The sequence below is a fragment of the Paracoccus sp. SCSIO 75233 genome (genome assembly GCF_027912675.1).
GTDB lineage: Bacteria > Pseudomonadota > Alphaproteobacteria > Rhodobacterales > Rhodobacteraceae > Paracoccus.
On the sequence record NZ_CP115757.1, the window covers coordinates 1,440,740 to 1,464,094 of the forward strand.

A 23,355-nucleotide genomic window follows, 5' to 3' on the forward strand; every position below is an offset into this window, starting at 1 on the left:
TCGGTGGTTAACGGACAATTGGCCCGCGATCCTCCGCCGGGGAGGAAACCCCGGCGGCAGGAACGGCGTCAGTTCCGTGCCAGTTGCACAGGGTCTTCGCCGGTCGCCTCGCGATACCAGTCGACAATCGCCTGACGCTCCTCCGGCTCCATATAGCTGACATTGGCGGGCGGCATGGCGTGGGTCAGCCCGGCCTGAAGATAGATCTGCCGCGCGGCGCGGGTCACATCGTCGGGGGTTTCCAGCAACACATGCTTCGGCGCGCGGCGAATGCCCTCATATCCCGGCTCGCGCGCGTGGCACATGGCGCAGCGGCCGGGCACGATGGACATGACATCGTCAAACCCCGCCGCATCGGCAAATTTCTGCTGCATGGGCGACAGGACCTGCGCCTCAGATTCCTCGTAGCTCGACTGCCAGAGCGGCGCGGTCGACAGCCACATCACGCAGATGAACAGGACCGCCGTCGCCGCCCAGGTCCACCATTTCATGCTGCCCGTGGCGTGCATGGTGTTGAAGAAATGCCGGATGGTGACGCCCATCAGGAAGATCAGCGCGGCGATCAGCCAGTTGAATTCAGTCGCGAAGGCCAGCGGGTAGTGGTTCGACAGCATCAGGAACACGACCGGCAGCGTCAGGTAGTTGTTATGGGTGGAACGCAGCTTGGCGATCTTGCCGTATTTCGGATCGGGCTTGCGGCCTTCCTGCAGGTCTTTCACGACGATCCGCTGGTTCGGCATAATGATGAAGAACACATTCGCCGTCATGATCGTCGCGGTGAACGCGCCCAGATGCAGCATGGTCGCGCGGCCGGTGAAGATCTGGTTATAGCCGTAGCCCATAGCCACCAGCAGCACGAAGAGCAGCAGCATCAGCAGCGTCGGCCGCTCCCCCAGCCCGGATTTGCACAGCCGGTCATAGACCAGCCAGCCGATCGACAGCGACGCGGCAGAGATCAGGATGCCTTGCCACAGCGCCAGTTCAGCCTTTGCCGGGTCGATCAGATACAGCTCCCCCCCGACCCAGTAGACGATCATCAGCAGCGCGGCCCCGGACAGCCAGGTCGAATAGCTTTCCCATTTGAACCAGATGAGGTGGTCCGGCATATTATCCGGCGCGACCAGATATTTCTGGATATGGTAAAACCCCCCGCCATGAACCTGCCATTCCTCGCCATGCGCGCCGGCGGGCAGATGCGGCACCTTGCGCAGGCCAAGGTCGAGGGCGATGAAATAGAAGCTGGACCCGATCCACGCAATCGCCGTGATCACATGCGTCCAGCGGACGGCAAAGCCGATCCAATCCCAGATGATGGCAAATTCGGTCATAAGGCTCTCCTCCGGCTCGTTCCTGTCAGGCTAACCGATGCCGCCCGGTGAAGATAACGCCGATTTTTCCCAAGAAGCTTCAAACAAAGCCGCAGAATAGTTTTGCGACGGATACGGAGTTTCCGGTGTCCCCGACCAAAAACGGACACCGGAAAGCCACATATTGCTCAGCCGTAGCTGGAGACATTGCTGCCAGCGAGGGCCGAGATATTCATCAGCCCGCGTACGGTAATGCCCGGCGTGACGATATGGGCGCGGTTCTCCATCCCCATCAGGATCGGCCCGACCTCCAGCCCGCCCGCGACGGAGCGCAGCATATTGCGCGCGGCGTTGGCGATTTCGGCATTGGCGTAAACCAGCCCATTGGCGCGGCCTGTCAGCCGCCCCTCGGGATAAAGCCGCTCGCGCAATTCGGGATCGAGCGCCACATCCGCCGTCATCTCCCCCTCATATTCGAAATCGAGTTCCATCGAATCGAGGATGTCCATCGCCGCACGCATGTTCCGGCTGGTCTGGGTGTCCAGATTGCCGAATTGCGAGGCGGAGCAGAGCGCGATTTTCGGCTCCACCCCGAATCTGCGGATATGGCGGGCGGCACCGATGACGGCCTCCGCGATCTGGCTTGGCTCCGGGTCCAGATGGACCTGCGTGTCGGCAAGGAAAAGCGGTCCCCGGTCCAGAATGATCAGCGACAGCGCGCCGACCGGATGCGCGCCGCCACGGGCGAGGATTTCGCTCACATAGCGCAGATGCCAGCGATATTCGCCGAACGTGCCGCAGATCATGCTGTCGGCATCGCCCAGATGCACCATCATCGCCGCAATCGCCGTGGTGTTGGTGCGGATGATGGCGCGGGCCAGATCGGGCGTCACGCCACGCCGCCGCATGAGTTGGTGATAGGCGGTCCAGTAATCGCGGTAACGCGCATCGCTTTCGGGATTGATGATCTCCAGCGCATCGAGATCGAGCCGGATCCCCTCACGTTCCAGCCGTTGTTTCATCACCTCGGGGCGACCGATGAGGATCGGCGTGTCATACCCCTCCTCAACCAGTTGGCGCGCGGTATGCAGGATGCGTTCATCCTCCCCTTCCGAAAACACCAGACGACGATTGACGACGTGATCGGCCTCGAACACGCGGCGCATGATATTGTAGCTGCGATAGACGCGGCCATTCAGGCGGCGGCTGTAATCGTCCAGATCCAGCTCACGCGTGGCGACGCCGGATTCAATGGCGGCTTTGGCGACGGCGGTGGCGATTTTCGGCAGCAGGCGCGGATCGAAGGGTTTCGGGATCAGATATTCCGGCCCGAAGGTCAGCGTTTCGCCGCGATAGGCCTGCCCGACCTCGGCAGATGTCGTCTCGCGCGCGAGTGCCGCAATCGCCTCGACACAGGCGACTTTCATCTCGTCATTGATCGTCGTCGCCCCGACATCGAGCGCGCCACGGAAGATGAAGGGGAAGCACAGCACATTATTCACCTGATTGGGGTAATCGCTGCGTCCGGTGGCGATCAGCGCGTTCGGGGCGGCCTTTCGCGCCTCCTCCGGCATGATCTCGGGTGTGGGGTTGGCAAGCGCGAAGATGATCGGGTTATCGGCCATCTTCGCCACCATCTCTGCAGTCAGCAGACCGGGGCCGGAGACGCCGAGGAACAGATCGGCGCCCTCCATTGCCTCCATCGTGCTGCGCATTTCGGTGTCGCGCGCGAATTCCTGCTTTTCCGGGTTCAGGTCGTTGCGCTGCGTATGCACCACGCCCTTGCTGTCGAGCATGGTGATATGCTGCTTCTGCACCCCCATCACCATCAGCATTTTCAGACAGGCGATCCCTGCCGCCCCGGCACCAAGCGCCACGACCTTGATGTCCTCGAATTTCTTCTTCGACAGCCGCATCGCATTGGTCGCCGCCGCCGCCGCGACAATGGCGGTGCCGTGCTGGTCGTCGTGGAAAACCGGGATATTCATCTTCTCGCGGCAGATACGTTCGACGAGGAAGCAATCGGGGGCCTTGATATCCTCCAGATTGACCGCGCCGAAGGTCGGTTCCAGCTTGCAGACGATTTCCGCCAGCTTTTCGGGATCGGTCTCGTCCACCTCGATATCAAAACAATCCACACCGGCGAATTTCTTGAACAGAACCGCCTTGCCCTCCATCACCGGCTTCGAGGCCTGTGCGCCGATATTGCCAAGCCCCAGAACCGCCGTCCCGTTCGAGATCACAGCGACGAGGTTGCTTTTCGCCGTATAGCGCATCGCGTCGAGCGGGTTTTTCTCGATCTCAAGACAGGCTTCGGCCACGCCGGGCGAATAGGCGTTGGACAGGTCGCGCCCGGTATCCATCGGCTTGGTCGCGCGAATCTCCAGCTTTCCCGGTTTCGGAAACTCGTGGTAGTCGAGCGCCTCCTGACGGCGGTCATTGGTGATGTCGTCGGGCATGAACGGTCCTCCCTCATCCTTGCAAGTCGTCTCTGACTCGGATTGCGCATGATTTGGTCGGGATTTGCAATCAGGTTTCAGGAATCTTGCGAAACCGGCCCAGATTTCGCAATCTTCGCCACCGTCTTGCGGTCAAACCATGCGTATCGCGATCACGGGGACAGGCGCGGCGTCACGCTTCCGCGCCCTGCCCCAGCCTGTCGCGAAGTGCGGCGATATCCGCGCCGCTCATCTTCAGCCCCAGCTTGCTGCGCCGCCAGATGACGTCCTCGGCGGTCTGCGCCCATTCGCGGGAGGTCAGCCAGTTCAGCTCCGCCTCGGTCAGCCCGCCGCCGAGATCTGCGCCCGGCCCGTCCGCAAAGATCGTCGCGGCCTCGGTCCCGTAGGCCCGGATCAACCGTTCAGCCTGCATCGCGCCGAATCCGTGCGCCGCGCGCAGTTCTGCAATCAGCTTATCGGCGCCATCGACCGGAAAATCGCCGCCGGGCAACGGAGCGCCCGCCGTCCACGCGCTGGAGGCATCGGGGAAATGCGGCGCGAGTTTCTTAAGCGCGCTTTCGGCCAGACGCCGATAGGTGGTGATCTTGCCACCAAAGACATTGAGCGCGGGCGGGCCATCCTCATCGAGCGACAGCACATAATCGCGCGTCGCCGCCGTCGCGGATTTCGCCCCGTCATCATAGAGCGAGCGCACGCCAGCATAGCTCCAGACTATATCCTCGGGCCGAACCGGATCGGCGAAATAGCGGCTGGCGAAATCGCAGAGATACCGGATTTCCTCTGCCGTGATTTCGGGATCCTGTGGCGAGCCGTCATGTTCGGCATCGGTCGTGCCGATCAGGGTGAATTCCTGCTCATAGGGAATAGCGAAGATAATGCGCCCGTCCGGGCCCTGGAAGAAATAGCAGCGGTCATGACCGGCGATGCGCGGCACGACGATATGACTGCCGCGAACCAGCCGCACCCGCTCGGTACTGTCGAGGCTGGTGATCGCCTCGATGACCTGCCCGACCCACGGCCCTGCCGCGTTGACCAATGCGCGGGCGCTGTGGGTCTCACGCTGCCCCGCCGCCGTAACCGTCTCGATCCGCCACAGATCGCCGTCACGGATTGCCGATTCGACCCGCGTCCGGGTGCGGATATCCGCACCGCGCGCCGCCGCGTCGCGGGCATTCAGCACCACCAGCCTTGCATCCTGCACCCAGCAATCCGAATATTCATAGGCCAGTCGCGCGCCTGATTTCAGCGGCGCACCTGCCGGATCGGTGGAGAGATCCAGCTTGCGGGTCTTGGGCAGGATCTGACGCCCGCCCAGATGATCGTAGATGAACAGCCCCAGCCGGATCAGCCACGCGGGCCTGCGCCCCTTCATCCACGGCATCACCAACCCCAGCAGGCGCGAGGTCGGGGTGTCGGAATCGAAGCGCATATCCGGCAGCACCGGCAGCACAAAGCGCATCGGCCAGCTGATATGCGGCATGGCACGCAGAAGGATTTCGCGTTCGTGCAGCGCCTCACGCACCAGCCGGAACTCGAAATATTCCAGATAGCGCAACCCGCCGTGAAACAGCTTGGTTGAGCGCGACGACGTCGCCTGCGCCAGATCGTCCTTTTCCGCCAGCCGCACCGACAGGCCGCGCCCCGCCGCATCACGCGCGATCCCGCAGCCATTTATGCCGCCGCCAATGATGAACAGATCGACCGGGTCTGACATGCGCGCCTCCGTTTCTGGCAGCAAGGAACGCGATTCACCGGCGAATGTCAAAGCGGTCGGGGCGGACAAGTGACAGGGATACGGCGCTAAGCGGGATGGATGATAATCGCCCTGAAATCATTCACATTGGTCAGCGTCGGGCCGGTGACGACCTGATCACCGAGGGCTGCGAAAAAGCTGTGCGCATCGTTCTTCGCCAAAGCCTCCGCCGGGTCGAGACCGGCGGCCCTGGCGCGGGCGAGTGTATCGGGCGAGATGATCGCCCCCGCCACCTCCGCCGCGCCATCGACGCCGTCCGTGTCGCAGGCAATCGCATGGATGCCGGGCGCAGCGTCGAGCGCCGCCGCAAGGGCCAGCGCATATTCCGCGTTCGGGCCCCCGACCCCGTCGCCGCGCCGGGTGACGGTCAACTCGCCGCCGGACAGGACAATGACGGGGTCGTCCCCGGCGGTCATGTCTGCCTGCATGGTCAGGGCAAGGGCGGCATGTTTCGCCGCCACCTCCCGTGCCTCACCATCCAGATCGTCACCGATGATGACGCAGGCATACCCCGCCTCCCGCGCGAGATCCGCCGCCGCTGCGAGAGATTGCGCCGGGGCCGCGACGACCCGGTTTTCGACGCGGGACAGAAGTTCATCGCCCTTTGGGACAACCCCCGTCCGACCGCCGAGAACCTGCCGTGCCGTCTCGGGCAGCGCGATTTTCCAGCGGTCGACAATCGCCCGGGCGTCCTGAGTGGTCGAGCCATCTCCGACCGTCGGCCCGGACCCGATGGTCCCCGGATCGTCCCCCGGCACGTCGGAAATCATCAGCGCCACCACCCGCGCCGGTGCCGCCGCTGCCGCAAGCTGACCGCCCTTCACCCGGCTGAGATGTTTGCGCAGGACGTTCATATCCCCAATCGGCGCGCCGGATGACAGAAGCGCCGCATTGACCGCCTGTTTCTCCTCCAGCGTCATCGCGCCCGCAGGCGCGCATAAGAGCGCCGAGGCACCGCCGGAGATCAGCATCACCACCAGATCATCCGCGCCCAGCCCGTCCAGCAGGTTGAGCATCCGCGTCGTCGCCTCCACACCGGCCTGATCGGGCACCGGATGCGCCGCCTCGACAATCTCGATCCCCTGGGTGGGGCGACCGTAGCCGTAGCGTGTGATCACAAGCCCCTCGCACGGACCCCATTCGGCCTCGACCGCCTCCGCCATCCGTGCCGATGCTTTCCCGGCACCGACAACGAGCAGCCGACCTGTCGGCTTCTCGGGCAGGTTCACAGCAATGAAACGCATCGGGTCGGCAACCGCGACCGCGCGGTCGAACATCGCCCGCAGAAATTCAGCCTCGCCCATTTATCCCCCCAGGCTCGATGCGCGCGCGATCAGGGCGACCGGGGCGCGGGTTTCCATTGGTGGCCGCTCACCCGCATTCAGCCAGTTGAGCAGACGTCCCGCCATATCATGCCCGAATTGCGCGATGTCGCAACTGACGGAGCTGAGGGCGGGATAGACCTCATTACATTCCTGAATATTATCGAACCCGACCAGACGGATATCCTTCCCCACATGTCTGCCGGCCCGCGCCAGCCCGTTCAGCAGACCAAGGGCAACGAGGTCATTGAAGCACAGGACCGCCTCGGTGTCATCGGGAAGGCTGGACGCCGCCTCGCTGCCGTGCAGCCGTGTGGCCGGGCCTTCCATACAGACCGGCTCCAGCCCTGCCGCCTGCATCTCGGCAATATAGCCCGAAGCGCGCTCTGCCGTGATCGGGCGACCCGCAAGACCGCCCAGAAAGATGATCTTCCGGCAACACTGTTCCAGAAGATGCCGCGTTGCCTCCGCCCCGCCAGCGGCATAGTCGAAGGAGGCGAAAGGCAGCTGTGCCTCCGCCCCTTCCAGTTGGCGCAGCACCTGCATCGCCGGAATGCCCGCTGCCTTGATCTGGTCCACGACCTGCCCGGGATCGCCGAAAGCGGGAGAGATCACCAGACCGGCGACACCGTGTTCGATCATCGACCGGACCAGTTGCCCCTGACGCGCCGGATCCTCGTCCGAATTGCCGATGACGGTGGCGTATCCCTGTTCTGCCATGCGCATCTGCATCGTGGTGGCAAATTCGGTAAAGAACGGGTTGCGCAGATCGTTGATGACCAGCCCGATCAGCCCAGTGGAGGCAGAGCGCAGATTGGCCGCCGCCCGATTATAGACATAGCCGAGCCGCGCCATCGTCTCGCGCACGCTGGTGGCGGTTTCCTCGCGCACCAGATCGCTGCCTTGCAGCACCAGCGAAACGGTGGATTTCGACACACCTGCCGCCTGTGCGACATCAAGAATGGTTGGCCGCCGCTTCATCCCGCGACAGGCCGCACCGGGCAACCGGCGCGGACGATGGCGCGAGCAGGACGGCGGATCACCGGGTTTCCCCGTGATCGGCGCGGATCATATCGGCGGCTTTTTCGGCAATCATGATGGTCGGCGCATTGGTGTTGGACGATACCAGCCTTGGCATGATCGACGCATCGACAATGCGCAAGCCCTCAATTCCGTTAAAGCGCAGACGCGTATCCACGACCGCGCCGTCATCCGCGCCCATCCGGCAGGTGCCTGCCGGGTGGTGGTCGGTCTTGGCATTGGCGCAGGCATGTTCGAAATATTCCTGCTCCGTCCGCACCTCCGGCCCCGGCAGCACCTCGCGCTTGACGAAGGGTTTCAGCGCCTCCTGCGACATGATCTCCTGTATCAGCTTCAGGCCACGGATCGACATCTCGCGGTCATGCGGGTCGGCCCAGTAATTCGGATCGATCAGCGGCGCGGCCTTGGGGTCGTTGCTGGCCAGCCTGACCGTTCCGCGTGAGCGGGGCCGGAGATAGGCGGAGTTCAGCGTCACGCCGCCGTCCGGCATCGCCGCAACCCCGGCCTCGATCCCCGATCCCAGCCCCAGATGGAACTGCACATCGGGCGAGCGGGCGCCCTCTTCCAGATACCAGAACCCGCCGGTTTCAAACAGGCTTGAGGCGACCGGCCCCTTGCGGGTCAGGATATATTGCAGACCGGCAAGGACGGACCAATGCGGCTTGGCGTAGCGGTCATAGGTATGCGGGCCGGTGCATTCCCAGATGGTGAACAGGTCGATATGGTCCTGAAGATTGGCACCGATTTCCGGCTGATCGAAGACCACATCCACGCCGACCTCGCGCAGGTGATCCGCAGGCCCGATCCCCGAGAGCATCAAGAGACGCGGCGAGCCGATGGCACCGGAGGAGAGGATCACCTCCGCCCCCGCCTCGATCCGCCGCGCGCCATTGCCGTCATCGACCCGCACGGCGGTCGCACGGCCCTGTTCGACCGCGATCCCCAAGACCTGCGCGCCTGACATGACGGTCAGGTTCGGACGGCTCCGCGCCGGATCGAGAAACGCGACCGAGGTTGAGCTGCGGCGGGCATGTTTCTGGGTGAGCTGGTAATAACCCACGCCCGCCTGTTCGGCCCCGGTCATGTCCTCGTTGAAGGGAATGCCAATCTGACCGGCGGCCTTGAAATACGCCTCGCAGATCGGCAGCGGCGCGGCGGGTTTCGACACGCCAAGCGGGCCGCCCTGTCCGTGATATTCGTTGTTATAACTATCGTTATCCTCGGATTTGCGGAAATAGGGCAGCACGTCCTCGTAAGACCAGCCCTCGCAGCCCATCTGCCGCCACTCGTCATAATCAAGCGCATTGCCACGGGTATAGATCTGGGCATTCACGCTCGACCCGCCGCCCAGCACGCGGGCCTGGGTGAAGCGGATCACGCGGTCCATCATGTGTTTCTGCGGGACAGTGGACCAGCCCCAGCTTCCGATGCCTTTGGTCATCTTCGCGAAACCGGCGGGCATGGCGTAGAACGGGTGGCGCGGACGCGGCCCCGCCTCGATCAGCAGCACGCTTGCATCGGGGTTTTCGCTCAGCCGGTTGGCGAGCACACAGCCCGCGGTGCCGCCACCGACGATGATGAAATCATATGCCTCGGCCATATCCGGCCTCCTTCTAAAGTCGCGAAATAGACAGCCCGCCATCCACGGCGATCACGCTGCCGGTCGAAAATGCCATCTCGCCCCGCACCAGAGGCAGCACGGCGCGGCCAGGCGCTTCGCCCTCATCAACGCCCGGCCTTGGGGAAGCAGTGTTCTGCACGCTCCGAAGAGACCATTTCAGCGCTGGCCGAAGTGAGGAAGCGATCGACGGGCGATCATCAGCGAGATTCGCCAGATCATGCTGGTCACATTGCGCACCGTGCAGCGCCGTCGCGATGCCCAGCCCGATACCTTGTTGGCCGCCGGTGACAAGGGCCACGCCGCTCATGCCCAGTCGCGCCCGCGGATATGATCCGCCGCCCTCAGGGACAGCGCCGCAATGGTCAGGGCCGGGTTCACGGCGGCGGAGGTCGGCAGGATGCTGGCGTCGGTGATGAACAGGTTCGGGTGGTCGTGGCTCCGCCCATAGACATCGGTGACACAGCTGGCCGGGTCGAGGCCCATCTTTGCCGTGCCGCATTGATGGCTGGGTGTGCGCCGGTCGAAGGGCTTCGATAGCACCAGCGGATAGCCCGCCCGCCGGAGTTCTTTTTTCAGCCGCGCCACAAGCGCCTCATGCGCGTCCCAGTTCGAGCGCTTCCAGTCCAGCACGATCTGATCCCCCTTCAGCGTCACGCGGCTTTCGGGGTTGGGCAGATCCTCTGACATGGCATAGAGATCGAGCGCGCGTGAGGAGATCAACTTCGCCAGCGGCATCGGCAATCCCGACCCGGCGGCAAGGATCGGTCCCGTCACCCGGCCCAACATCTGAATATTGCCCAGCGGCGCGCCATCCGGCCCGCCCGTCTCATAGAAATCATTCACCATCAGCGTTTTCTGGTAGACGCTGTGGTTGCGCCGGAAGGGGTGGATTGCCAGCACCGCCGAGCAATTGTGGTTCATGAAATTCCGACCCAACTGGTCAGAGCTGTTCGCCAGCCCGCCGGGATGCGCCTCATCCGCCGAACGCAGAAGCAGTGCCGCCGTGTTGACCGCGCCGGTGGCGAGCGCGATCAATGGCGCCTCGATCCGCCGCGCACCCTCTGCGCCGGTGACATGAACCGCCGTGATCCGCCCGCTTGCGTCGCAGTCAAGCCGCGTGGCACGGGTGCCGGTGAGCAGGGTGACGTTCGGATGCCGGAGCGCCTCCGCAATACCGACGGTCTCCGCATCCATCTTGCCGCCATTGGTGTCGGGGTAGCCATCCCATCCGGTATTGGCACGTTCCAACCAACGATCGAGATCGACGCCCAAAGGGAGCGCCGAGGGGTTCAGCCCGATCCGGCGCAGACGGGCGCGCAGATCCGCAATCTCCGGCTCGTCCGGGATCGGCGGGAAGGGGTAGCTGCCGGAATGATGCGGCTCGGTCGGGTCGGTCGAGGCATCGCCGCGCACACGATACATCTCTTCCGCGACCTGATACCACGGCTCCAGCTCCGCGTAAGAAATCGGCCAGCCGGGGGTGGTGCCGCCCATATGGCGGATCGGGCTGAAATCGGCCTCACGATAGCGCAGCAGCACCGCGCCGTAGAATTTCGAGTTGCCGCCGACATAGTAGAAATTTCCGGGGCTGAATGCCTGCCCCTGCCCGTCCAGCCATGTCTCATCGGGCCGGAACACGCCGCGACCGTGGATCGCATAACCGTCGCGCGCCTCCGGACTGTCCTGCATCCGCTCGCCGGCCTCGACGATCAGGATGCGCCTGCCCGATGGCGCCAGGGCGGCGGCGAGGGTCGCGCCGCCCATGCCGGAGCCGATAATGACCAGATCAGCGTCCATCTCAGCCAACGATCCGGTCTTCGGTCTCGGGGTCGAAGACGACCGCCTTGTCCATGTTCACGACAAAATCGAACGCCTGCCCTGCCTGCACATCCACATCGGCGCGCATCCGCGCGATGCAGGATTTGCCCGAAAGCTCGGTCTCGACGAAGGTGTCGGACCCGGCGGGTTCGGTGACACTGACCAGATTATGCAGGGGTTGGGTGTTGCGCGCATTGCGGTCCACCCCGTCCGGGTCGGTGATCGCCTCCGGCCGGATGCCCAGCACCACCTCGCGCCCGAGATAGCCGCGCAGGTTTTCGCCGTCCTGCGACAGGCGCAGCGCGACCGGCTGGCCTTGCGCGTCCTTCAGCTCCGCAGCCAGCCCGCCATCAACCTCGCGCAGCGTCGCCGGAAGCAGGTTCATCGACGGGCTGCCCATGAAGCCCGCGACGAACATATTCGCCGGCTGGTCATAGATTTCCTTCGGTGTGCCAAGCTGCTGGACGTAACCCTTGTTCATCACCGCAATCCGGGTGGAGAGCGTCAGCGCCTCGATCTGGTCATGGGTGACGTAGACGATGGTGCTTTTCAGCCGCTGATGCAGCTTCTTGATCTCCGTCCGCATATCGACGCGCAGCTTGGCGTCGAGGTTGGACAAAGGTTCATCGAACAGGAACACATCCGGGTCGCGGGTCAGCGCCCGGCCCATTGCTACGCGCTGCCGCTGTCCGCCCGATAGCTGCCCCGGCTTGCGGTCCAGCAGATGGTCGATCTGCAAGAGCTTCGCGACCTCATCCAGCTTCTTCTCCCGCTCAGGCTTCGGAATGCCGTGCATCTCCATCCCGAAGGTGATGTTGCCGCCAACGGTCATGTTTGGGTAAAGCGCATAGCTCTGGAACACCATCGCGATATTGCGCTTGGAGGGGTGTACGTCGTTGACCACCCGGTCCTTGATCGAGATCTCTCCGCTGGTGATATTCTCCAGCCCCGCGATCATGTTCAACAGCGTCGATTTCCCGCAACCGGACGGGCCGACGAGGACGAGGAACTCGCCTTCCTCCACGCCGATATCGACGCGGTGCAGCACCTCGACATTGCCATAGGATTTGGTGACGTTGTCAATGTTGAGAAAAGTCATTCCTCACCCTTTCACAGAACCGGCCATCAGCCCGCGCACGAAATACCGGCCCGCCACGATATAGACGAGCAGCGTCGGCAGTGCGGCGAGGATCGCGCCGGCGAAGTGGACATTATATTCCTTGACCCCCGTGGAGCTGTTCACGAGGTTGTTCAGCGCCACGGTCATCGGCATGGAATCGAGATCGGCGAAAGATGCGCCGAACAGGAAGTCGTTCCAGATATTCGTGAACTGCCAGATGATGCAGACGACCGCGATCGGCCCCGACACCGGCAGCATGATGCGCCAGAAGATGCGGAAGAACCCGGCCCCGTCCATCATCGCCGCCCGGACCAGCTCGGTCGGGAAAGCAGCGTAGTAATTGCGGAAGTAAAGCGTCGAGAAGCCGATGCCGTAGACCACATGGACAAGGATCAGCCCGGTGGTCGATCCGGCAAGCCCCAGCGTACCCAGCACCCGCGCCATCGGGATCAGCACGATCTGGAACGGGATGAAGCAGGAAAACAGCATCAGCCCGAACAGGATATTCGACCCGCGGAACTGCCATTTCGTCAGGATATAGCCGTTCATCGCGCCAAGAATGGTCGAGATCGCCACGGCGGGCACGACCATCAGGATCGAGTTCATGAAATAGGGTTTCAGCCCGGTCGCCTCGACCCCGATCTGGGCGGATGACCACGCCGAGCCCCAGGGCGCCAGCGTCGGCTCCGCCGGAAGCGACATCATGTTGCCGCCGGTGATTTCCGGCAATGGCTTGATCGAGTTGATCGCCATGATGAAGAACGGCAGCAGGTAGAACAATGCGAAGAAGATCAGCACCACATAGATAAAGGTGCGGGTGATACGGCCTGTACGGACGGCCTGGTCCTGAGCGCCCCCGGACATCACTTCGGCTCCTTCAATTCGGCATAGACGTAAGGCACCATGATCGCGGCGATGCCCATCAGCATGATGACCGCAGATGCCGCGCCGACGCCCATCTGGTTGCGGGTGAAGGTGTAGCTGTACATGAACGTCGCCGGTAACTCCGTCGCCCGTCCCGGACCGCCGCCGGTCAGCGCGATCACAAGGTCATAGGATTTGATCGCAAGGTGGGCGAGGATCACGAAGGCCGACAGAAACGCCGGACGCAAAAGCGGGATCACGATGCGGCGATACAGGTTCCAGTTCGACGCGCCGTCGATCTGGGCGGCCTTCAGCATCTCATTGTCGATGCCGCGCAGGCCCGCCAGAAACATCGCCATGACAAAGCCCGATGACTGCCAGACAGCGGCGATCACCAGCGTGTAGATGGCGTAGTCGCGATCCTTGATCCAGCCGAACTCGAAGCTTTCCCAGCCCCAGAGATGCATGGTGTTTTCCAGCCCGATACCGGGGTCCAGAAACCATTTCCACGCCGTCCCCGTGACGATGAAGCTGAGCGCCATCGGATAGAGATAGATCGGGCGCAGCAACCCCTCGCCCCGGATTTTCTGGTCGAGAAAAATCGCCAGCATCAGCCCGATGACGATGCAGATCACGATATACAGCGTCGCGAAGATCGCGAGGTTGATCAGCGCCGTCGTCCATGCCGACAGGCCGAACAGCCTTGCATAGTTCTCGAAGCCGACAAGGTCATAGCTGGGCAGCATCTTGCTGCCGGTAAAGGACAGGTAAATCGTGTAGGCGATGAAGCCATAGACGAAAATCAGCATTGCCGCGAGTGACGGCGACAGAACGATTTTGGGCAGCCAGTTCTGCAAAACGGTGCGCAGATCCTGTGGCGCGCGGTCGGACCGGGCCATTGACATTCCTCCCCTTTGGTAACGATGGCGCGGACAGATCCGCGCAAGGTGGCGGCGACCCGGTTCGGGGCCGCCGCGCACGGGATACTGATTACATCGCGCCTTCGACGGCGTTCAGCATTTCCTCGGCAGCTTCTTCGCTGCTGTACTCACCGTTGAAATGCGCGGTAATCACGTCATACATGGCGTTTTTCACCGCCGCCGGGTTGGCATGGCCGTGACCCATGGAGCCCAGAAGCGTGCCGGCCTCGGACGCAGCGGCGAGGTCTTTCATGCCCTGCTGACCGCAGGCGTCGAAACCTTCGTCAGACACATCGGTCCGGGCCGGAACCGAGCCTTTCACCTGGTTGAACGCGGCCTGGAAGGTCGGAGCCTCGATGGATTTCGCCATTTCGAGCTGCGCCGCACGGGCTTCTTCGTCACCCTGCTTGAACATCACGAACTGGTCGGAGTTGAAGGTCACGACGCCCTCCGTGCCCGGCACGCGGAAGCACAGGAAATCCTCGCCCGGTACTTTGCCCGCGCCAAGGAATTCGCCCTTGGCCCAGTCACCCATGATCTGGAACGCGGCTTCATCGTTGATGACCATTGCGGAGGCAAGGTTCCAGTCGCGGCCCGAGAAATTGTCGTCCACGAATTCGCGAAGCTGACCCATCTTGTTGAACGCCTCGACCATTTCAGGCGAGTTCAGCGCCTCCGGGTCGAGATCGATCATCGAGGCCTGATAGAATTCCGGCCCGCCGGAGGCCAGAACCGCGCTGTCGAAGATCGTCGCTTCCTGCCACGGCTGACCGCCATGTGCGAGCGCGACCTTGCCGGAATCCTTCACAGCCTGAAGGGCGGCGATGAATTCGTCCCAGCTGGTCGGCTGTGCGATGCCAAGCTCGTCCAGAATGGCCTTGTTCGCCCAGACCCAGTTGGTCGAGTGGACGTTGACCGGAGCCGCGATCCAGCTTCCGTCGGGTTTGGAGAATTTCTGGATGGCAGCCGGGATCACCTCGTCCCAGTTCTCGGCCTCAGCCGCCTCGTTCAGGTCAGCCAGAATATCGCCCTGATCGACCCAGTCGAGAATATCGAAGCCCAGCATCTGCACGGCGGTCGGCGGGTTGCCGGAGGTGACGCGGGCGCGCAGCGCAGTCATCGCCGCCTCGCCGCCGCCACCTGCGACCGGCATGTCGGCCCAGCCGATGCCTTTGCTTTCCAGATCCTCTTTCAGCACGTTCAGCGCCGCGGCCTCGCCGCCAGCGGTCCACCAGTGCAGGACTTCCACATCCGCCGCACTCGCCGCCCCGGCCGTCAGGCCAAGCGCCATTGCCGCCGTGGTTGCCAGTTTCAGTTTCAAACGCATGGTTACCTCCCGTTTACGTTTATGTTGTGACGGTTGTTCCGTCAGCCCGCGTTCACCCAGAGCGACCGTCCACGCGCCACGCGCAGCTGCACGGTCTTGACCTCCAGATATTCTTCCAGCCCGTAGCGGCCAAGCTCGCGGCCCTGACCGCTTTCCTTGACACCACCAAACGGCATTTCGGCAAATCCGTCCATCCATGTATTTGTCCAGACCGTTCCGGCCTGAACATTTCTGGCGAATTTCAGGCAGGTATGGATATTCTCGCTCCAGACACCGGCGGACAAGCCATAAGCCGCATCATTGGCCAGCCGAATCGCCTCATCCTCGTCGCGGAAGGTCAGCACGGACAGGACCGGGCCGAACACCTCCTCCCGCGCAATCGGCATATCGGGCGTCACGCCGGACACCACGGTCGGCTGGTAAAAACGGCCCTGAAGCCCCGGCACCTCCAGCGGGGCGCCGCCGATTTCCACCTTTGCACCCGCCTTCGCCGCGTCCTTCACATAGCTGTCGATCTTGCCCTGATGCGCGTCGGAGATAATCGCCCCGACCTGCGTCCGCGCATCCAGCGGATCACCGAACGGCACCTTTGCTGACAATTTGTTCACCTTGGCAACAAGTTCTTCGGCCACATCCTCATGCACGATGATCCGGCTGCCGGAATTGCAGCATTCGCCCATGTTGAAATAGACGCCGAACACGATGGCATCCGCCGCCGCATCCAGATCGGCATCGGGGAAGATCACCTGCGGATTCTTGCCGCCGAGCTCCAGCGAGACTTTTTTCAGCGTGCCGGAGGCCGCAGCGACGATGCGCTTGCCGACCCCGGTGGAGCCGGTGAAGCTGACCATGTCGACGCGGGCATCCGATGACATCAGCGTCCCGACCGGATCGCCAAAGCCCAGCACGATATTCACCACACCCGCCGGCAACCCGGCCTCGGTCAGCAATTCGCCCAGAATGACCGTGGTTGACGGCGTCATCTCGGACGGTTTGACCACAGCCGTGCAGCCCGCAGCCAATGCGAAGGGCAGTTTCTGGCTGACGATCAGGAAGGGAAAATTCCACGGCGTAATGATTGCCGCGACCCCGATCGGCTCTTTCAGCACCACGCCCAGCATATCCGCGCCGAGGCTGTTATGGCTGTCGCCATGCACCGTCCGCGCGAGTGATGCAGCATAGCGCCACAGATCCGCCGCGCCCTCGATCTCGCCACGGGACTGGCTGATTGGCTTGCCGGATTCCAACACCTCGATCAGCGCCAGACGCTCCCGGTTCTCGTCGATCAGATCGGCCACGCGGTTCAGTAGCGCCGCACGATCCTTGCCCGGCATCTGCCGCCATGTGCCTTCGTCGAAAGCATGGCGGGCAGCGGCAATCGCGGCTTCGGTCTCAACCGTTCCACCCTTGGCGGAGTTGCTGACAACGAGCCCATGCGAGGGCGAGACCCGCTCGAAGGTCGCCCCGTCGGCGCTGTCCTGCCACGCCCCGCCGATCAGATGGCGGTTCTGCCGCGCTTCGGGGATGCTCGCGCCTGCATCGGAAATTACGGTCAGTTCGGTCATGTCAACTCCCCGGAAAGGCCGGTTTACGTTTCTCGGCGAAGGCAGCAACGCCTTCGGCCTTGTCATCGCTGGCCGCGATCATGCCGCTGCCGAGCGCTTCGATCATTGCATTGCGATCTTCGCCGGTCGCGGCGTGGATCATGTATTTCGCAACTTCCGTCGCCCGTGGCGAGGTCTCCCGCAACTTCGCGGCGATCTGTCGCGCTGCGTCCAGCGGATCGTCCGCGACCTCCGCCACCAGCCCGAGCGACAGCGCCCGCTGCGCGTCGATCCGCCGCCCGAAAATCGCCATCTCCTTCAGCACCGGCACCGGGATCAGCCGGGCCAGACGCTGCGTGCCGGACCAGCCGGGCACGATACCGACCTGCGTCTCCGGCAGGGCCAGCGTCGCCTGCGGGGCCATGACGCGGATGTCACAGCAGGAAGCAAGCTCCAGCCCGCCACCGAAGGCATGGGCGTGGATGACGGCAATGGTCGGTTTCGACAGCCGCGCCAGCCGGTCAAAAATACGATGCCCGCCCCGCACCCAGTCCCGCGCGAAATCGAAGGGCGACAGGACCGACCACGCCTTGATATCGGCACCAGCGCAAAAGGCCCGCTCGCCCTCACCACGCAGGATCACGCAGCGCACGGCCGGATCGCCATCCAGTGCCACAGAATGACGGTCGAGCGCCGCCAGCATATCCGGCGTGAACGCATTCAGCCGACGCGGATTGTTCAGGCTGAGCGTCGCGATGCCATCGACAATTTCCAGATCCAGCGAGGCGGTCATAGCGGCAACTCCATCACGCCCTCGGCCAGCAGGGATTTCGGCATCAGCGTGGCGTTCTCCGCCAGCTTCACGCGGCCTTGCGACGCCTCGACAATGTCACGCTGCGGTTCGATCCCCGGCATGATCTCGGTCGCGAGCAGCCCGTCAGCGGTCAGCCGGATCACGCAGCGTTCGGTGATATAAAGCACCTTCTGCCCGGTCTCGACCGCGCGGCGGCCCGAGAAGGTGACATGTTCGACCGTCTCGACCATCTTGGTGAATTTGCCCGGCGCCCGCACACGCAGCCCGTCAGCCGTCAGTTCCAGATCCGCCGCGGCCTCGAAAAAGCCCGAGAACACGATCTCCGGCGCATTGGCCGTAATGTCGACAAACCCGCCGCAACCCGCTGTCAGATAAGGTTTCTTGCCAAGCTTGGAGACGTTGACATTGCCCTCCACATCCACCTCAAGGAAGGACAGGAACGACAGGTCGAACCCGCCACCCTGAAAATAGGTGAATTGCTGCGGCGAGGGGACATAGGCATCCGCGTTCGACGCACAACCGAAGGCAAAGCCGGTCAGGGGCATACCGCCAACAGCACCCTGCTCAATGGCCCATGTGACCGCGTCGGGATGGCCCGCCTCCAGCAGGATACGCGGCACCATGGCGCTGATCCCGAAGCCGAGATTGGCGGTCTGGCCACGCTTCAACTCCATCGCGGCGCGTCGGGCGATGACCTTCTCCACCCCATGCTCGGCAAAGGTAAAGCTGTCCCAGGGGCGCATCACCTGCCCCGAGATCGCCGGATCATAGGGCGTCTCGGTGGTCTGCATCTGGTCCTCAGCGATCACGATCAGATCGACCAGATGGCCCGGCACATGGACATCATGCGGACGCAGCGATCCGCGCGCCGTCACCCGCTTGACCTGCGCAATCACCAGCCCGCCATGATTGCGCGCCGTAATAGCCTGTTCCAGTGCGCCCAGATAAGCGCCCTCATGTTCATAGGTCAGGTTGCCGTGCTCATCCGCCGTGGTGGCGCGGATAATGGCGACATCGGGGATGATATTCGGGAAATGCAGCCATGTCTGGCCGCCGAATTCCTGCCGGAACACGATGGGATCGGCAGCCGCGCGATCATTCATCGCACAACCCTCGCGGATCGGATCGACGAAGGTGTCCAGCCCGACGCGGGTCAGCACGCCGGGACGCCGCGCGCCCGCATCGCGGTTCATGTCGAACAGGATGCCGGACGGCACGTTATAGGCCGCAACCCGGTTTTCCACGACCATGCGCCAGATCTCCGGCATCGGCAGGGAGGACGGGCCGGAGGGATACGACCCCGCCACGATCTTCGTCAGCAAGCCGTCCCTGGCAATGTGGTCCACACCTTTGACGCCATACATATCCCCCGCCGCAATCGGATGCAGCGTGGTCAACCCGCGCGGATGCCCCTCAGCCTCAAAGCGCGCGCCGATGGCGGCCAAGACCGCGTCCGGGCAGCCCAGCCCGGAGGACGAGCTGACCGACACAACGGCATCATCCCCGATCCGTGCGGCAGCATCTGCGGCGGAAACAATCTTCGACATCAGATATCCCCATAATCGACGGCGGTGCGTTGCCCGGTCTCCGCCGCCCAGGCCACGGCAAGCGCCACGGCGAGCGACGCGATCCCGTCGCGCCCATCTGCCGCCGGTTTGCCCTTGCCCGCCACGGCCTCACCAAACAGCCGGGCGCTGCGTTCGTAGAGATCCTCCGGCTCGAACGCGACCGGGGTCACCTCGTCACCCCGGCGCAGCACGATTTCGCCTTCGGGTTTCTGCATCACACCACGGGCGATGATCGAACCTTCGGTGCCGTGAAACTCGATCCCGTTGCCCGCATGGGCGTGGGTAAAGCTCTCATGGGTCTGCACCTGCACGCCCGACGGCATGGACCAGACCGACATCACACTGTCCTCCACCCCATTGCCCAACCGGCCCGAGGTGCTTTGCGCCACCACCTGCACAGGGTCTTCACCCAGATGGAAGCGGATCGTATCGGCGTCGTGGACCACGATATCGAGGATCACGCCTCCACCCGCACCGGCATTGTCGATGCGCCAGCCCTGAAGCGATTGCGGCAGGTAAACAGCATGAAACACCCGTGCGCTCAGCACCTCACCAATCGCGCCCTTTCGGATCAGGTCACGGATTGCACGGTGATTGGCACCATTGCGCAGGTGGTGATTGGTGCCGAAAACCAGCCCTGCATCTTCCGCCGCCTTCACCATCGTGACCGCATCACCGAGATTCATCGCCACCGGCTTTTCGCACAGCACATGTTTGCCCGCACGGATCGCCGCCATCGCCTGCGGGAAATGCTTTTCATTGGTCGAAGAGATATACACCGCGTCGACATCCTGCCCCAGCAGGTCTTCCACATCAGTCGTCGCATGGGGGATCATGTGCTTTGCCGCAAACTCATCCGCGCGGCTCTGCCCGGAGCTTTGCACCGACAGAACCTCATGCCCGTTGCGACGGAACGCGTCGATCATCGTGTTCCCGGCAATCGCGCTTGCGCCGATCAAACCCCATTTCATCGCCACGACCTCCCCCAAAGCCAAATCAAATTGGATCGTTCCAATATTCAACCGATTCTTGCCCAAACTGTCAAGGCGCTTCGATAAGAAATCTACAACCAGTGCTTGCTAAGGAGGCCGACCTTGCGCAGCAAACAGGTTTCAAATATTGGAGAAATATCCATTTACAAAAATGAAATTAAAGAAAAATAACGCAAATAGCTGCGACGCAGCGCCGATAGAAAACAGTTGAACGAGAATCTGACGATTGGGTAGGAACGATATACTCTGCCTCCAAAGTCGAGCCAGAAGGAAAGCCTTATGAATGCGGAAAACCACAGAACGCTAAAGCTGGGATCACGCGAGATTTCGTACACGTTTTGGCCAGCAGAAAAGCCCGCTGCGCCCCTTCTGCTCATTCTTCATGGTCACAGCAAAAAACCTGCGGCTTCTCGCTACAGGAACCCCGCCTATAATGTCCTGTGTCCAATCGACAACTTTGGCTACGAAGGTTGGGGCTCCTGGTATCTGGGCGAACACGGCGATCACTTCTGGCTCGACGCGATTTCAAAGTTAATCAAACTTCACCAAGATAGCCCGGACATCTTTTTCTGTGGCAGTTCGATGGGCGGCTACGGAGCAATCCTTCACGGGATACTGAACGAGGCAAAGGCCGTGTATGCGAATATTCCTCAAACGCTGCTGTTGGGGTCCTCATATTCTGACGGTGGAATGAAGAAGTTTTTCGAACCGATTTTCGCTCCGAACGAGCCGTCAAGGTTCAACAATCTGACTGAAATTCTGACTCCCGAGCTTCCCACAAGCTTCATTCTCAGCGGGATAAGGTGGGACAAACCTCGCTATATCGAAGAACAAACGCTCCCCTTCATTCAGCGACTATGCGAACTGAAAATCAACTTTCAGAGCGAGATACACTTCGGAGAAGGGCATCAACTGACCTATACCGTCGCCGAAAGTATCGACTTGTTCAGCAAATATGCAGCGGAAATCGACAGCTTTTACGAGAAAGCAAAGCTCTGACCTGCATCGACACGCCCAAGGGCTGGAAACATCTCAACCCGACCATCACCCGCCGAGCGCACGCACCAGATAGAGCGACAATTCCGGGAACATCGCCACCACGGCCAGACCGACCAGACTGGCGAGCAGGAAGGGCAGCGCCCCTTTTGCCACCCGCTCTATGCTCAGCTTCGTCACATTGGCGGCGACGTAGAGATTGATCCCGACCGGCGGCGTGATCAGCCCGATGGCAAGGTTGACCATCGTCAGCACGCCAAACCAGACCGGATCCCAGCCGAGTTCCCGCACAACCGGCATGAAGATCGGCAGCGAGATGAACATGACCGTGACCGCATCCATGAACATCCCCGCGATCAGCAGGATCAGCATGATGACGATCAGGATCACCGCGCCCTTATCCGACAGGCCAAGCAGTGCCGTGGAATAGCTGCCAACCAGATCCTCAACGGTGACGACCCAACCAAACAGGCTCGCATAGGCCACGACCATCATGACAACGGCTGACGACGATGCCGCGTCGGCCAGCGACTCATAGAGGCCTTTCACGGTCAGCGTGCGGTACACGATCCCGCCCACGGCGAGCGCATAGACGGTTGCGACCAGCGCCGCCTCGGTCGGGGTGAAGATTCCGGAATAGATCCCGCCAAGGATCACCACCGGCGTCAGCAGCCCCCAGAAACTGTCGCGGAAGCTGTGCCAGAGCCGTGACGGATAGCTCTGCCCCGCATAGGGGTCCGGGCTCAGCCGGTCGAGCGCCGCGCGGCCCCTCGCCCCTGTCTGGCCCCGCCCCGCAAGCGGCAGTACCGCCAGCATGGTCAGCCCCATGAAGGCGCCGGGGATGATCGCGGCGATGAACAGGTCGGAAATCGAGGTCTCAGCGATGACCCCGAAGATCACCAGCCCAATGGAGGGCGGAATGACGATGGAAAACGCGGCCCCCGTGCTGACCAGACCGGCGGCGAAGGGGCGGGAATAGCCATCCTCCTCCATCGCGCGGATCAGCATCGGGCCGATTGCCGCGACCGATGCGGGGCCGGAGCCGGAGACCGCGCCCCAGAACAGGCAGACGACGGTGCCGACAACGCCCATCCCGCCGGGCAGGCTGCCGATCAGCACGCGGAAAAACCGGATCATCCGTTCCGCGATCCCAAGCGAGCCCATCAGCGCACCCGCAAGGATAAAGAACGGGATCGCCAGCAGCGAATATTTCGCAATGCCCGAGGCGATCAGATCGCCCGCCAGATCGAAGCCGAAGCCGATCAGCCACATGGCGAACAGCGCCGACAGGCCCAGCGAAAACGCCACAGGCACGCCAATCGCCATCAGCAGGAAAAAGGCGATCACCATCTGGGTGCCGGCGGGAATGGAGCTCAGCGCCTCAAACATCGGGGAGCTCCAACGGGGCATCATCCGGATCGCGGCGACCCTTCCACGCATATTGCAGGTAGCGGATAATGATCAGCGCAAAGCCGAACGGCACCGCCGCCTGATAATACCACGCCGGGATCTGCAACGCGTAAGATCGCATTCCGTTCCCGATCAGGTTGACCAGAGCCTGCCATGAAAACCACGCCGACATCGCCAACAGAAGCACGCTCAGCGCCGTAGCGATCAGGAACAGCAATCTGCGCAGCCCACGGGGCAGATAGTCGGTCAACAGGGTCACTGCCAGATGCTCACCCCGCCGGGCCGCGATGGCGGCACCGAAGACGGTCAGCAGCAGGAAACCATTGGTCAGCAGTTCTTCCGAGGCCGCAAGAGAATAATTGGTCAGGTAGCGCACGCAGACATTGGCGAAACCGATCGCCGTCATACCCAGAAAGATCGCCGCGCAGATGATCTTTTCGGCCTCATCGAGGATGAAACGCATCCTGTCCCTTTCGCGA

General features: G+C 62.6%; 19 protein-coding genes. 1 reads left to right on the forward strand and 18 read right to left on the reverse strand.

Annotated elements, in window-relative coordinates; all coding sequences use genetic code 11:
- Positions 1-68: 68 nt before the first annotated feature.
- From PAF12_RS06965 to PAF12_RS07040, 16 genes are all read right to left on the reverse strand, one after another.
- Positions 69-1,328 carry a urate hydroxylase PuuD gene (locus PAF12_RS06965; protein WP_271109442.1) on the reverse strand — a complete coding sequence of 420 codons (1,260 nt, stop codon included), beginning with the start codon at positions 1,326-1,328 and terminating at the stop codon, positions 69-71.
- Between the two features lie 167 nt (positions 1,329-1,495).
- A complete protein-coding gene (locus PAF12_RS06970; RefSeq protein ID WP_271109443.1) occupies positions 1,496-3,766 on the reverse strand; it encodes an NADP-dependent malic enzyme in 2,271 nt (756 codons plus the stop codon).
- A gap of 172 nt (positions 3,767-3,938) precedes the next feature.
- Positions 3,939-5,480 (reverse strand): glycerol-3-phosphate dehydrogenase, encoded by a 1,542-nt coding sequence (gene glpD / locus PAF12_RS06975; protein WP_271109445.1) that lies wholly within the window; start codon positions 5,478-5,480, stop codon positions 3,939-3,941.
- An 86-nt stretch (positions 5,481-5,566) separates the two neighbouring features.
- Positions 5,567-6,823, reverse strand: coding sequence for a glycerate kinase (locus tag PAF12_RS06980; protein ID WP_271109446.1), 1,257 nt, complete (start codon positions 6,821-6,823; stop codon positions 5,567-5,569).
- On the reverse strand, positions 6,824-7,822 hold the full coding sequence (locus PAF12_RS06985) for a LacI family DNA-binding transcriptional regulator (RefSeq protein ID WP_271109447.1): 999 nt from the start codon (positions 7,820-7,822) through the stop codon (positions 6,824-6,826). It abuts the gene before it with no gap.
- A 58-nt stretch (positions 7,823-7,880) separates the two neighbouring features.
- A complete protein-coding gene (locus tag PAF12_RS06990) occupies positions 7,881-9,482 on the reverse strand; it encodes a GMC family oxidoreductase (protein ID WP_271109448.1) in 1,602 nt (533 codons plus the stop codon).
- A 13-nt stretch (positions 9,483-9,495) separates the two neighbouring features.
- Entirely contained in the window at positions 9,496-9,810 is a 315-nt protein-coding gene (locus tag PAF12_RS06995; protein WP_271109449.1) for a hypothetical protein, read from the reverse strand.
- Complete coding sequence (locus PAF12_RS07000; protein WP_271109450.1) at positions 9,807-11,300, reverse strand: FAD-dependent oxidoreductase; 1,494 nt, start codon at positions 11,298-11,300, stop codon at positions 9,807-9,809. Before PAF12_RS07000 ends, PAF12_RS06995 begins: the two co-directional genes overlap by 4 nt.
- Before the next feature lies 1 nt (position 11,301).
- Positions 11,302-12,420 (reverse strand): ABC transporter ATP-binding protein, encoded by a 1,119-nt coding sequence (locus PAF12_RS07005; protein WP_271109451.1) that lies wholly within the window; start codon positions 12,418-12,420, stop codon positions 11,302-11,304.
- Positions 12,421-12,423: 3 nt separating this feature from the next.
- The gene (locus PAF12_RS07010) at positions 12,424-13,305 is read right to left on the reverse strand and encodes a carbohydrate ABC transporter permease (protein WP_271109452.1); all 882 of its coding nucleotides are present in this window, start codon (positions 13,303-13,305) and stop codon (positions 12,424-12,426) included.
- A complete protein-coding gene (locus tag PAF12_RS07015) occupies positions 13,305-14,204 on the reverse strand; it encodes a carbohydrate ABC transporter permease (protein ID WP_271109453.1) in 900 nt (299 codons plus the stop codon). Before PAF12_RS07015 ends, PAF12_RS07010 begins: the two co-directional genes overlap by 1 nt.
- 91 nt (positions 14,205-14,295) lie before the next feature.
- The gene (locus PAF12_RS07020; RefSeq protein WP_271109454.1) at positions 14,296-15,552 is read right to left on the reverse strand and encodes an ABC transporter substrate-binding protein; all 1,257 of its coding nucleotides are present in this window, start codon (positions 15,550-15,552) and stop codon (positions 14,296-14,298) included.
- 41 nt (positions 15,553-15,593) lie between these two features.
- Entirely contained in the window at positions 15,594-17,117 is a 1,524-nt protein-coding gene (locus PAF12_RS07025) for an aldehyde dehydrogenase family protein (protein ID WP_271109455.1), read from the reverse strand.
- Between the two features lies 1 nt (position 17,118).
- The gene (locus PAF12_RS07030) at positions 17,119-17,889 is read right to left on the reverse strand and encodes an enoyl-CoA hydratase/isomerase family protein (RefSeq protein ID WP_271109456.1); all 771 of its coding nucleotides are present in this window, start codon (positions 17,887-17,889) and stop codon (positions 17,119-17,121) included.
- Positions 17,886-19,457, reverse strand: coding sequence for an acyl CoA:acetate/3-ketoacid CoA transferase (locus PAF12_RS07035; protein WP_271109457.1), 1,572 nt, complete (start codon positions 19,455-19,457; stop codon positions 17,886-17,888). The genes PAF12_RS07030 and PAF12_RS07035 overlap by 4 nt, the downstream gene beginning before the upstream one ends.
- Positions 19,457-20,449, reverse strand: a complete 993-nt coding sequence (locus PAF12_RS07040; protein ID WP_271109458.1) for a Gfo/Idh/MocA family protein — start codon at positions 20,447-20,449, stop codon at positions 19,457-19,459. Before PAF12_RS07040 ends, PAF12_RS07035 begins: the two co-directional genes overlap by 1 nt.
- Positions 20,450-20,749: 300 nt before the next feature.
- Here PAF12_RS07040 and PAF12_RS07045 point away from each other — a divergent pair, with 300 nt between their 5' ends.
- The gene (locus PAF12_RS07045) at positions 20,750-21,469 is read left to right on the forward strand and encodes a S9 family peptidase (protein WP_271109459.1); all 720 of its coding nucleotides are present in this window, start codon (positions 20,750-20,752) and stop codon (positions 21,467-21,469) included.
- Between the two features lie 45 nt (positions 21,470-21,514).
- Here PAF12_RS07045 and PAF12_RS07050 read toward each other — a convergent pair whose 3' ends face one another.
- Together PAF12_RS07050 and PAF12_RS07055 are read right to left on the reverse strand one after the other, a co-directional pair.
- On the reverse strand, positions 21,515-22,855 hold the full coding sequence (locus PAF12_RS07050; RefSeq protein WP_271109460.1) for a TRAP transporter large permease: 1,341 nt from the start codon (positions 22,853-22,855) through the stop codon (positions 21,515-21,517).
- Positions 22,848-23,339, reverse strand: coding sequence for a TRAP transporter small permease (locus tag PAF12_RS07055; protein ID WP_271109461.1), 492 nt, complete (start codon positions 23,337-23,339; stop codon positions 22,848-22,850). The genes PAF12_RS07050 and PAF12_RS07055 overlap by 8 nt, the downstream gene beginning before the upstream one ends.
- Positions 23,340-23,355 lie beyond the last annotated feature (16 nt).